The sequence below is a fragment of the Pseudaminobacter soli (ex Zhang et al. 2022) genome, from assembly GCF_014595955.1.
Lineage (GTDB): Bacteria > Pseudomonadota > Alphaproteobacteria > Rhizobiales > Rhizobiaceae > Kumtagia > Kumtagia pseudosoli.
On the sequence record NZ_JABVCF010000011.1, the window covers coordinates 197,642 to 209,703 of the forward strand.

At 60.4% G+C, this 12,062-nt stretch carries 7 protein-coding genes and 1 pseudogene; 6 read left to right on the forward strand and 2 right to left on the reverse strand.

Annotated features, from left to right (window positions below):
* The 6 genes and pseudogenes from HUI96_RS29525 to HUI96_RS20535 form a co-directional block, all read left to right on the forward strand.
* Positions 1-151 (forward strand): annotated as a pseudogene (locus HUI96_RS29525) (sugar ABC transporter ATP-binding protein); the annotation flags it as partial.
* A 41-nt stretch (positions 152-192) separates the two neighbouring features.
* Complete coding sequence (locus HUI96_RS20515; RefSeq protein WP_188256547.1) at positions 193-1,458, forward strand: ABC transporter substrate-binding protein; 1,266 nt, start codon at positions 193-195, stop codon at positions 1,456-1,458.
* An 85-nt stretch (positions 1,459-1,543) separates the two neighbouring features.
* A complete protein-coding gene (locus HUI96_RS20520; RefSeq protein WP_188256548.1) occupies positions 1,544-2,428 on the forward strand; it encodes a carbohydrate ABC transporter permease in 885 nt (294 codons plus the stop codon).
* A complete protein-coding gene (locus tag HUI96_RS20525; RefSeq protein ID WP_188256549.1) occupies positions 2,428-3,279 on the forward strand; it encodes a carbohydrate ABC transporter permease in 852 nt (283 codons plus the stop codon). Before HUI96_RS20520 ends, HUI96_RS20525 begins: the two co-directional genes overlap by 1 nt.
* Before the next feature lie 642 nt (positions 3,280-3,921).
* Entirely contained in the window at positions 3,922-6,537 is a 2,616-nt protein-coding gene (gene mprF, locus HUI96_RS20530) for a bifunctional lysylphosphatidylglycerol flippase/synthetase MprF (RefSeq protein WP_188256550.1), read from the forward strand.
* Positions 6,534-7,856: a virulence factor family protein gene (locus tag HUI96_RS20535; protein WP_188256551.1), complete on the forward strand. Its 1,323-nt coding sequence runs from the start codon at positions 6,534-6,536 to the stop codon at positions 7,854-7,856. Before mprF ends, HUI96_RS20535 begins: the two co-directional genes overlap by 4 nt.
* A 64-nt stretch (positions 7,857-7,920) precedes the next feature.
* Here HUI96_RS20535 and HUI96_RS20540 read toward each other — a convergent pair whose 3' ends face one another.
* Together HUI96_RS20540 and HUI96_RS20545 are read right to left on the reverse strand one after the other, a co-directional pair.
* Positions 7,921-8,658 carry a hypothetical protein gene (locus HUI96_RS20540; protein ID WP_188256552.1) on the reverse strand — a complete coding sequence of 246 codons (738 nt, stop codon included), beginning with the start codon at positions 8,656-8,658 and terminating at the stop codon, positions 7,921-7,923.
* 30 nt (positions 8,659-8,688) lie between these two features.
* Positions 8,689-11,985 (reverse strand): DEAD/DEAH box helicase, encoded by a 3,297-nt coding sequence (locus tag HUI96_RS20545; protein WP_188256553.1) that lies wholly within the window; start codon positions 11,983-11,985, stop codon positions 8,689-8,691.
* Positions 11,986-12,062: the final 77 nt, after the last annotated feature.

Sequence of the window (12,062 nt, forward strand, 5' to 3'; positions counted from 1 at the left end):
GACGGAAGTGGTCGTCCGCGCAGGATCGACGGAGTTCCACTGCCTCTTCCGCGAGCGCCTCTGCCTTAAGCCTGGCGAGACGATCCGCGTTCAGCCCGAGCCGGGCTCGGTCCACCTTTTCGACAAGAAGGACGGCCGGCGGTTGAGCTGATCGCCGGCACCATAGCGATGCATCAACACCGGAGGATAGCAATGCAGTCTAACAGAAATACCTATACGCGGCGGACGATGGCCAAGCTGGCTGCCGCGGCGATCGCGCTCACGGCTTTCGGTCCACTGACAATGGCCGCGTCATCTGCCGAGACGCTGGTGATCAACACAGATCGCAGCGGCGCAGGGCAGAAGGAGGCGATGAACAAGATCGCCAAGGATTTCGAAGCCGCCAACCCGGGCGTCAGCGTCACCATCAATTACAGCGACGTCGAATCCTACAAGACCTCGATCCGGAACTTCCTCGTGGCGAGCCCGCCCGACATCGCCTTTTGGTTCACGGGCGCTCGCATGCGGGCCTTCACCCAGCGCGGCCTGTTCGAAGACCTAACAACGTTCTTCGAGCAGAACGGCCTCAAGGAACCGATGGGGCCGTTCATCGAGGCAGTCACGGACGACGGCAAGCAGTACATGATGCCGACGAACTTCAACATCTGGGGCTTCTTCTACAACAAGTCCGTATTCGAGCAGCATGGGCTGCAGCCGCCGAAGACCTGGGACGAGCTGATGTCGGCCTCGGCGAAGCTCAAGGAGAACGGTGTCGTCCCGTTTGCGATCGGCACCCGCGATCTCTGGGCGAACGCCCTGTGGTTCGACTTCATCACCAAGCGGACCGCTGGGCTCGACTTCTACATGGAACTGATGAACGGCAAGGCAAGCTACACCGATGACCGCATCAAGCGCGTTTTCGAAATCTGGAAGGAGCCTATCGACAAGGGCTATTTCCTGGAGAACGCCTCGTCATACGGCTGGCAGGAGGCAATCCCGTTCCTGAACCAGGGCAGGGCGGGAATGTATCTGCTCGGCCCCTACGTACTTACGTCGCTTCCGGCCGAAGCCCGGGACAACATGGGCTTCTTCCCCTTCCCGACCATCGATGCCGAAGTGCCTGACTATGAGCAGGTTTCGATCAACGGGGTCGGCATCCCGAAGGGAGCCAAGAACAAGGAGCTCGCGAAGAAGTTCCTGGCGTTTCTGGCGCAGCCCGACCAGCTCGATGCCTTCGCAAAGGGCGGCTCCGTCGTTCCGGCGCGAACCGATGCCACGCTCGACCCGAACGACTTCGCTTCGGTCCAGCTCGAACTCGTGCGCGCATCCGCCGGTTCCTCGCAGTTCTATGACCGGGACACCAACCCCGACATGGCGCAGCAGGGGATGAAGGGCTTCCAGGAGTTCCTCGCTAGGCCGGATCGGGCAGATTCGATCCTCGAGCGGCTCGAAGCGACACGTAAGCGCATCTTCAAGTAGCGTTTCCAGCGGGCGCGCCGGCCTTGCTGCCGGCGCGCCCAGACCTTCGACCAGCGATCCACGCCTGGCCCAATTCGAGGAAGCGATGCCGAAACTCTGGCAAAGAAACCAAAGCTGGCTGACGCCGGTGATCCTTTTGCTGCTCCCTGTCGGCCTCTTTGCTCTGATGATCGTCATTCCTATCGTGCAGAGTATCTGGACCAGCTTCTATGACTGGGACGGGACCGGCGAAGCGACGTGGATCGGCCTGGCGAATTACCAGGAACTCTTCGATGATCCGCAGTTCTTCGTCTCCTTGAAAAACAACGTCATCTGGATTTTGATGTTCCTGCTGGCGCCGGTATTCGGGCTTGCGCTGGCCCTTTTCCTCAATCAGCCGCTCAAGGAGCTCCGTTTCATCAAGGCGGTGTTCTTTCTGCCGCTGGTCCTGGCCCCCGTCATCATCGGTGTCGTATTCACCTGGTTCTACGATCCGACCTTCGGGATCCTCGCAATCGTGTTCCGCTTCTTCGGCTTCGAGCCGATCGCGATTTTGTCCGATGAAAATTTCGTTACCTTCGGCATCATCGCAGCCGCCCTGTGGGCGCAAATCGCGTTCTGCCTCGTCCTCTTCTTGGCGGGGCTGTCGCAACTGGACGCAGAACTTATTGCGGCCGGCCGGATCGACGGAGCGTCGGGCTGGAGCCTGCTGCGGTATGTGGTGCTGCCCCAACTGCGCTCGGTCTCCTTCGTCGCGACAATCATCACGGTCATCGGATCGCTCCGAAATTTCGACCTCATCTCGGTTATGACGCAGGGAGGGCCTTACGGCAGCTCTACCGTGCTCGCCTATCAGATGTTCGACGCGACGATCTTCAGCTACCGCGCCGGGTATGGCGCGGCGATCGCGACGGTCCTTTTCCTCATCATGACAGTCTGGATTGCAGTGTTCCTCTGGTACACGCTGCGCAAAGAAGCGAAGGTGGGCTGATGTATCCCGCGCCTGTCACCGAACGCGCCTTCGGAATCCGCCTAGGCTACCGCGTCGCCATCTACATCGCCATGCTGCTCTGGATGGCACCTCTCATCGCCATCATGATGACCGCAATCCGTTCGCAGGGCGATCTTCTTGACGGCAACTATTGGGGGGCACCTGAAACGTTCAGCCTCTTTGCCAATTATCGCGAGGTTTTTGCGACCTCTCCGATGTGGACGTTTTTCCTCAATAGCCTGACGGTTACCGGCGTGACGGTCGTGCTGGTGCTAGCGCTGAGCACCATGGCCGCCGTGGCTATTGCGAAGTATCGTCTGCCCGGCGCGACCATCCTTTTCGCGATGTTTATCGCTGGGAACTTTATCCCCTACCAGATCCTGATGATTCCAGTTCGCAACATGGTCTTGGATGTCGGGCTCTATGATACGGTCTGGGGGCTCATCCTCTTTCATACGGCTTTCCAGACAGGCTTCGCGACGCTGTTCCTGCGCAACTTCATCATCACGCTACCCAACGAACTGTTCGAGGCTGCGCGCGTCGAAGGCGCCAGCGAGTTTCAGATCATAAGGAAGATCATCATTCCGCTGCTGCGCCCGGCCCTGGCTGGCCTGTCGGTCCTGGTCTTCACATTCGTCTGGAACGATTACTTCTGGGCGTTGGTACTCGTCCAGAGCGACGAAGCTAAGCCGCTCACGCTCGGCATTGCCGGGCTCAAAGGCGAGTGGCTGACGGCTTGGAATCTGATCTCGGCCGGCGCGCTCTTTGCCGCCTTGCCTCCGGTCTGCCTGTTCTTCCTCATGCAGAAGCATTTCGTGGCGGGCCTTACCGCCGGCGCCGTGAAGGGCTAAGCGGGCGGCTCCTGGTCTGCGCTGAACGGTTGGTTGGAAAACCGCCGCGACGACTGACGGCCTTTTCTACGGGGTGTCTGGACTGCGCCCGATTTCGGCCGTTCGTCAGCCTTCCACGAGTTCCTAAAAGCGGAAATAGCGATCGCTTCGTCGCTCGCTGGCGACATCCCTCCCGCGCACTCGGGCCAGACGGGCACTACCCGTCCGGCAGTGCCGCAATCCAATCGCGGACTTGCCCGGCCGGTCGCCCGGGGTACAGCCTCCATCGCGGACCGCAACACTGCCTTGGTCCTCCCCCAACGTGTGCGGTCAAATTCGCCATAATGTTCGGCGAGCGCCGCTGGAAGCGGATCTCCACGCAGCAGAAATGTTGCTGAGGCGTCCAAGTGACAGCTCGCCGCGATAGCGGAATGTGGACCTAAAAGGCTGATGGGAGAAATGCCATGCAGCAAGGCGGGTGTTCCCCGGAAATGGCACCCGTTTCAGTGCCAAGTCATCGCCACGCGCACGATCAGGACAGCGTCGACGCTTGGGCGCAGCCCCAAGTTTCTTCGCCACGCGTAGCGCCTCTGCAAGTTGTTTCACCGCGGACAGGATGGTAGCCTGTCGTCGTTGGGGGAAGCCATTCGTAGGGACAACCCCGTGAGCCCCAGGCAGACGGCGGCCGAAAGTCAAAAGGTTGAATCCGCTTTCGCACGCCCTATCGAGCGCCTGGTCGAACCACACGTCCTGGGGCCGGCCGTCGGAGCCTTAGCGGTCGCAATCGCCCTCTACGTTATTCACCAGATTACTGCCCATCTTCACCTCAATGACATCGTCACTGCCGTTTCGTCGGCAACCGCGAAGACGATACTGCCGGCGCTGGGCTTTACCGCAATAAGTTTCCTCGCGATGTCGCTCTACGACGTGCTGGCCGTTCGTCGCGTGGCTCCTGGCCGCATCCCCCTTCAGCTGGCGGTATTCGCGGGCATGGTGGGCTACGGGTTCTCGACAGCGATCGGGTTTCACGTCTTCGTCGGCGGGCTGGTGCGATATCGGATATACCAGACAGCGGGTCTCGACGCGGCCGATGTCGGTCGCATTGTCGGCATCTCGCTGCTTACTTTTTCCGGAGGCCTGGCAGCAATCCTCGGCATCACATTGCTTCTCGACCCTACCGGCGTTCGGGCACTCCAGTTCCTTTCGCCGGCCGACGACCGCATCGTCGGTGTTGCTATCCTCGCGCTGCTGCTTGCAGCCATCTTGTGGCTGCGGCGCGGGAACCGGATCATCGTTCTTGGCTGGACATTCCTCCTGCCAGCGGCCCCGAGCGCGGCCGCTCAGTTGGTCATAGGGGCGGTAGACATCGGCGCGGCGGCAGCTGCGCTTTATGTCCTCCTTCCTCCCGATATCGCGCCCGGCTTTGCTTCATTTCTGATCCTCTTTGTTGCTGCGATCATCGCGAGCGTCGTCAGTCATGCACCCGGCGGGCTCGGCGTTCTGGAGGCGACCATCCTGTACGGCCTCGGCGCTGGTACCCGCCCCGACGTTGTAGCGGCACTGGTGCTGTTCCGCCTGATCTACTATGCGCTGCCGCTCGGGGTTGCGGTGCTGGGACTGGGGGCATTCGAGATTTACCGCGTCCGCATGGCGGTCGCAGGCATGGCAGCGCGCACGCTTGTTGTCGTACGACGCATGGTTCCCCCGGTTGCGAGTGTTCTGGTGTTTGGTGGCGGGCTCGTCCTAGTCCTCTCGAGCAATACGCCAACCGACAGTTCCAGGATGGCGTGGCTGGAGGACGTCCTTCCACTTCCTTTCGCGGAAGCCTCTCATCTTCTCGCGAGCATCACCGGCGTGCTGCTGATCGTGATTGCGCGGGGCCTCTACCGCCGCATCGCGTCGGCACGCATAGGTGCGATCCTGCTGCTTCTCTCGGGAGCAACCTTCTCGCTCCTGAAAGGCATCGACTGGGAGGAAGCGCTGCTGCTCACCGTCCTTGCCGGCGCCTTGGCGACATCAGGCCCCGCCTTCTACCGCAAGGGCGATTGGCGCTCCTTCCGCCCCGACCTGAAGTGGATCAGCCTGATGGCGATTGCCCTCGCTTCGCTGACCTTGGTCGGCTTCCTTGCTTTTCGCCATGTGGAATATCAGTCCAGCCTCTGGTGGGAGTTCGCCTGGGACGGCGATGCGCCCCGCTTCCTACGCGCGACGCTGGCATTGACCATCGTGGCCGGGGCCATTGCCGCGGACGCGGTGATCAACCGCCCGATGCCAATGCCCCCGAGGGCAGGGGACCCGATCCCGGCTGCGGTGCGGACAATCCTTGATACCTCGACGGGCACACAGCCGTGTATCGCCCTGCTTGGGGACAAGTTCTTCCTTGTTTCCGACGATGGCAAGGCATTTCTCATGTATGCCGTTTCGGGATCGAGCTGGATCGCGATGGGCGACCCGGTGGGCGATCCCCAGTCCGGCATAAGGCTGATCTGGCGCTTCGCCGAGGCGGCGGACCGCGCCGGCGCGAGATCGGTCTACTACGCCGTGCAACCTGAATTCCTCACTCACTATCTCGACATGGGACTGGCGCTTCTCAAGATCGGCGAGGTGGCGCGCGTTCCGCTCGCCGGATTTTCGCTCGCAGGCCCCGCTCGCCAGCCGCTGCGATACGCCGAGAAGAGGGGCGCGAGAGAGGGACTCGTCTTTTCTGTCGTTTCGAAAGCCAATGTGCCGGCAATACTGGAGGACCTACGGGCGGTATCGGACGCTTGGCTGGAAGAAAAGCACCACAGGGAAAAGGGCTTTTCGCTCGGCTTTTTCGATGACCGCTATATGGGCGAGTTCGATTGTGCGGTCATGCGCAAGGAGGGCGTGATCATCGGTTTTGCCAATCTCTGGCGCAGCGGCGACCACGTGGAGCTCTCGATCGATCTGATGCGCTACCGGCCCGGGGTTTCGCGCGTCCTGATGGATGCACTCTTCGTCCATCTGTTGCTCTACGGTCGTGACCAAGGCTATCAATGGTTCAACCTTGGCGCGGCGCCCTTGGCAGGTCTCGCCGACCATCCGCTTGCCTCGACCTGGAACCGGGTCGGAACGTTCATTTTCCGTCGCGGCGACGAGTTCTACAATTTCGAGGGTTTGCGTGACTTCAAGCAGAAGTTCGACCCCGTCTGGACCCCTCAATACTTGGCCTGTCCAGGCGGCCTTGGGATACCGCAGGTGCTTCTTGACGTGACTACATTGATATCGCGGGGCCCGTTGGGCTTGTCAAAGAGATGAGCCGGGTTCTTGCCTGCTGGCTTGCCGTCATGGCTCTCACCACCACGTTGTGCGCTTCGCCGCCGCAGACGCTCAGCGTAGAGCGGCTGCAGAACATCCGGTTGCTCGTCCCTGAGAAACAACCCAAGGCCGTGATTGTCTACCTGTCAGATCGATCGGGCTGGAGTGCGACCGACGAGGCCTTCGCCCGAGCACTGCGAGAAGATGGTTCGGTCGTCCTCTCGGTTGACCTCTCGATATATGCAAAGGCGCTCGATGCGTCATCGGGCGAATGTCTCTACGTCGTCGGCGAGATCACTGATCTTGCCCAGACAACGCAGAGGGAACTTGGTGTTCAGACCTATCTTCCGCCCATCGTCATAGGGCGCGGCGAGGGCGCGACATTCGCCTATGCTGCGCTTGCGGATGCGCCGGCAAATACTCTGGGCGGGGCGGTGGCCATGGACTTTGCCGACCGTCTGTCGCTAAGGCTGCCCTTCTGCCCCGGCGCGACCGCGACAAAGATGCCCGATGGTGGAGCTTATCGGTATGCCTTCGACAGATCCATGCCAGGCCCCGCTACGATCTTCGTCCGTGAAAATGCTCTGGATGACATCGCCCAGCGGGCAGCGCCGCAGCCCTCTGTCACCGTTGAAGCCATCGATCAGAAAAACCCCGTAGCCCAAGTTGTCGAGGCAGTGTCGACATTGACGGCCACGATCGAGCCTTTCGGTACCCTGCCCGCTGTGGATTTGCCCTCCACGACGACTCCGCGCGCCGTGGCCATCTTCGTGTCGGGAGACGGGGGTTGGCGCGACCTCGACAAGAGCATAGGTGAATGGCTCTCAACCCAAGCCATTCATGTCATCGGCCTGGATGCGCTACATTACTTCTGGTCGAAGCGCACTCCCGAAGAGCTTGCCGACGATGTCTCCAGCCTGATCCACGACGCAGACCCGGACGGCAGCCTTCCCGTTCTGCTGCTGGGATACTCGTTCGGCGCCGACACGTTGCCCTTCGCATTTCCATATTTGCCCTCGACACTCCGCGGTCGCACAAGGCTGATCGCCCTGCTCGGTCCCGGCAAAACGACCTCGTTCCAGGTCACAATCTCGGGCTGGCTGGGGATTGACGAAGGCGGTTATGACGTGACGGGCGCGATCGCAAGGCTTCCGCCGGAACTGACCTTGTGCGTTTACGGCAAAGCCGATGCCGAAACCAGTTGTAATGACCCGAAGCTTACAGGCATCACATTGATCGAGACCGAGGGGGGACATCATTTCGACGCTGACTACATTGGGCTGGCTCGCAGGATACTCGATCGGACATCTCTGCCGTAGCGTAACGCTACCCTCTAGTGGAGCGAAGCAAGGTGCTTTACCGCCCAGAGCGGCGCCAGTGGAATCAGCTGTTGTTTTTCTGATGGGACAGCGTTGTTCTGGAAATTAGACGATAGAAATGACCCAAAGCGGCGAAGAACCGCAATGACCATCGGTGATGGCGCCGAAGGCCGCCCGGCTGCTCATGGCGAGCGACAGCATCACCGCGAGCGACATCAGGCAAGTGATACGACAGGCGCGCGCGAGGATAATCGCCGCCGAGAACCGCGCCAAGGCGGGTCCTGGCCCGTCCCGCGGCAATTCGAGTTCGGTTGCCCCGTGCCATCGCAAAACCTGGAATGATCCTCAGAGCAGCATCCCAGACAGCGACCGCATCGATCGTGCGACCCACCATATGGAGGAGGTTCGCGTGGTTAGTGAGAATCTGGCATTGGCGGACCTTATCGAGGCTCGCGAAGCCGGGATGGTTTGAGGCACGCGACAACGCGAGCAGTTCCGCCTGCCGCTCGGGCGCCTCCCAGGACCAGGATAGTCGAACGTTCGCGATATGCGACCGTGCTGCCCAAACATTGGCTCGGAAATACTCGATCAGCGCGCCATCGGTGTCGGCGAGATCACGCTTTGACAATTCGTCGAGCAGATGGAGCGCGCGCTTAGCGCCGCGCTCGAAGGACGCGTCGAAGGCATCGTCGATCAATTGCCCGATGTGTGCTAGCGCCTCGGCATCGCTCAGTTTTGTGATGCTGCGTTCGCACTGCTTGTTGAGCTCTTCGAAGCCAGGATTCGTGATCATCGCCTTCATCGTTTCATCGACGGGCGGGGAGACTGGCATTTAGGGCGAGAGCACGACCCGGAACTTCGCCTGGGTCGTCTTGAGCAGATAGAGTTCGGTCGTTGCCAGCAGTCGCAAAGCGTCATTAGTGATGGAAGAAACCGATCCGCCCGGCTGGACAAGGATCATCTCGAACTCGAGTCTCGCGCGGCGCGACTTTTCCTTGAAGTAGGAGAGATCTTTGATTTCGCCCTTCAGGAAGCGATTGTGGCCTTCGCGGGCCCAGGTTTCCTGCCGCCTTTTCAGGTCGTGATAGAGTGTCGGAAGGCCGGCATGCTTTGCTACAACGCTCTTCTGAGCTTGGCCGCAGACAATGTAAAAGTTCCGGATGTCCTGTGACACCCGCGCCTCATGGGCGCCCTTGCAGTGGACGAGGCATAGCCGGATTGTGTTGTCGTTGAGGTCCTTCAGGCACACGAGGTCAGCGGCCTCTCCGTGACCGTCATCGTTGAAGATGACGTCGAACTCGCCCTTGAGCTGCTCGAACGTCCGGTACTGAATAGTCTTCTGGTCGCCTGCCTTGTGCATCGACTCCTTGTTCAACTCGATGCCATCCCAGTTCCACGCCTCCAGCTTGTCACGCTGGTAGAGACCGGCGTCCAGCTTCACTGGAATGTGGTAGCAGTTGTACGAGTAAGTCCCGTCTGCATAGCGAACGATGAAGGGATCCTTCTGTAGGTACTCCTCCAGCGGCACCGCCGGCAGTGTGCCGTGCCGGAACGTGATAGCAGGACCGGAGACGTGGTCATGGCGGTATCCGCCTGGAATCTTCTCACTGATGACAAGGGCGTATTCGGACATCGCGCCGTCACTTTCGACACGGAAGACGATTTCGCCGTTCGGTCCGACATCACTGAGATTCACATCGACGGCAAATACCGGGACTTCTGACGAACCAAAGATGACGAACTGCCGGTCGTTGAAGCGCATTTGTGCCTGCTCGCCCCATTGGGCCGATATCGGCCATGCGGAATGCGGCTCCGCCAGTTTCTCCGGGCGAAGGAAGTCGCGGACGATGTTGCTCTCGCTTTCAACTTCGGACGAGACCTTTGCCCACGTCGCGGCGGTCCACTCGATCCAGTCCGATATCGTCCCGGATTTTTGCTGCCAGACCTTGCCGCGGCGCTGGGTTCCCCCCCAGAGGACGCGCTCTCCGTTCTCGTACCCGAGGCAGGCAAGATTGTTCAGCGAGGACTCGGCCTTTTCGATGCTGGCGAGTCCTTCGGTGACATTAGGCCCGAAATACGAGGTGAAGCTAATCGCACCGATACGGGACGACCCAAGGCTCTTCACCAGTGGCAGTTCGACATTGTTCAGAATGTTGAAGATAGGCGTGCCCGATACCAGCGTGGTGTCGTCGTTCGTGACCGCCTTAGCGAGCTTCTCTGACCGTAACGCATCGTAGTCGCTCGCATAGAGGCAGAGCGCTCCAGCAGACTTGTCCCACTTGAGGATCAGGAGGTCGTAGATCGTGTCGTACACGTTCTGGTAGTTGCCCCAGGCCACATCGCTAGAACGGCACACTACGGCGACCAGAACGCCGTCCTGTTCACTGATCGCGTACCAGCTCTCTGAGTCTTTCTGAAGCACCGACTCGAAGGCGAAAGGGTTCCAGTCCTCGCTTTTCGTCCGGAAGAGCTGCGCTGAAAGTGCCGGCCGGAGGTTCCAAAGCGAAAGGTTCGCATGGAGATCGCCGGACTCTTTAAGCGCAAGCACCACGTCCTGCAGGCGCAGTTCCTGCGCAATTCTTTCCTCGCTCAAGCGCTTGATGAGAAGATCCCAGTCGGCTCCTTCTGCGTAGAGGTCGGCGAGTTTCGCCTCGGCATCAGGGTCGGCAATGTTGGTGACAACTGTGGCCTCGCCGATTTTGTCGGCGGGGCCTTTGCGGGTGAAGCGGCCGATGAACTGAAGTGTCACGGCCAGCGACTTGTGCGTGTCGTGAAGGGCCGCGACCTTGAGGTACGGCAGGTCGAATCCTTCGCCCAGCATGTCGACGCAGATGACAATCCGGGCTCCATCGGCTCCTCGATCGAAGATCTGGGTCATAGCCTCGCGATTGATCATGGTGCGGCCGGGACCAGAGTAGACGATCACCGGTTTGAGGTCCGGCGCGAGGCGCTGGTAGATTCGGCCCACGGCTTCAGCTCGGTCCTTTGACGACGTCCGCGCCATCAGAAGGTGATCGAGCTTCAGGTCGTGCCGGTCATGTCGAAGCGTTGCAATGGCTTCCTTGGCAATCGCGACATCGCGGGCTTCCTCGTCCCCGTATTCTTCGATCGTTCGGAGGTTGATAGGGCGGTAGTAGCCGGCGGCCTGGGCATCACCGAGCTTGTAGTTGAAGATGATCTTGCCATCGACGCGCTTGCCGTCGCGCCGGAACGGCGTTGCGGTGAATTGAAGAATACGTTTTGCAGCGAAGTGCTCCCGGACGCCCTGCCACGTTCTGGCAGTGATGTGGTGGGCCTCATCTACAATGAGATCGGAGCATGCGTCTGCGAGACGGCGGACAACTTCGGCGTCCGAGGCCTCGAGGACGTTCGGAAGGGCAACGATTACGTTTGCGTTCCGGATCAGCGACTCCAGTTCGTCCGTTGACCTAATGCCGGTCGTGATGATCGCGACGCGGGGCCTGGCGAGGTCGTGGGTGATGACTTGGGCCTCAGGCAGGACGCCGAGGCTGATGAACTTGCCGGCTATCTGGCTTCGCAGTGTATCGCTGGGAACGAGGACGAGTGTGTGTCCAAGCCGCCGATAGACGAGCGTTGCCAGCATGGTTTCTGTTTTGCCGGTGCCGGTCGGAAGGACGACGGTGGCAGGTTCAAAGGTGGAGCCGACTGCAAAGTGGGCGGAGATCGCGTGCAGCGCGCCGATCTGCGGGGTGCGCAGGCCCGGAAGGTCCTGCTCTTCGTCCTCGGTTCGAAAGTCGAACCTGTTGATCCATGACTGCAGGACCTTTTCCGGCGTGTCGGCGTAGGTCGCCAATTCGCCTTGGGAATCCCATTGAACTACAAAGGTTTCAGGAAGGTTGTCGGGGTCGTCGACGCCTGGCGCCACGACCACGGGTAGCGGCGTGGATATTCGGCGTGCCCCCTTTCGGCGAAGGAGAATCTCGCGGTACGGAGGACTGAGCTCCGTGGTGATGAGATCGTGCCCCTTCATCTGTGAGGATGAGATTCGGGCCCTGGTGGAAGCGCCGCCGAAGATGCGCTGGACGATGCGATTTCCGCCGACCTTCAGGCCGCGCTCTGGAAGTGCTGGGAGATCAAGAATGCCCCTCCAGGTAACGAACAGGCTCATGTCGCAGTGTACAGAGTTGCACAGTGGGTGCAATCCTTCTCCAAGCGTTCAAGTTCGCCCGAAACCTTTGTCCTTAT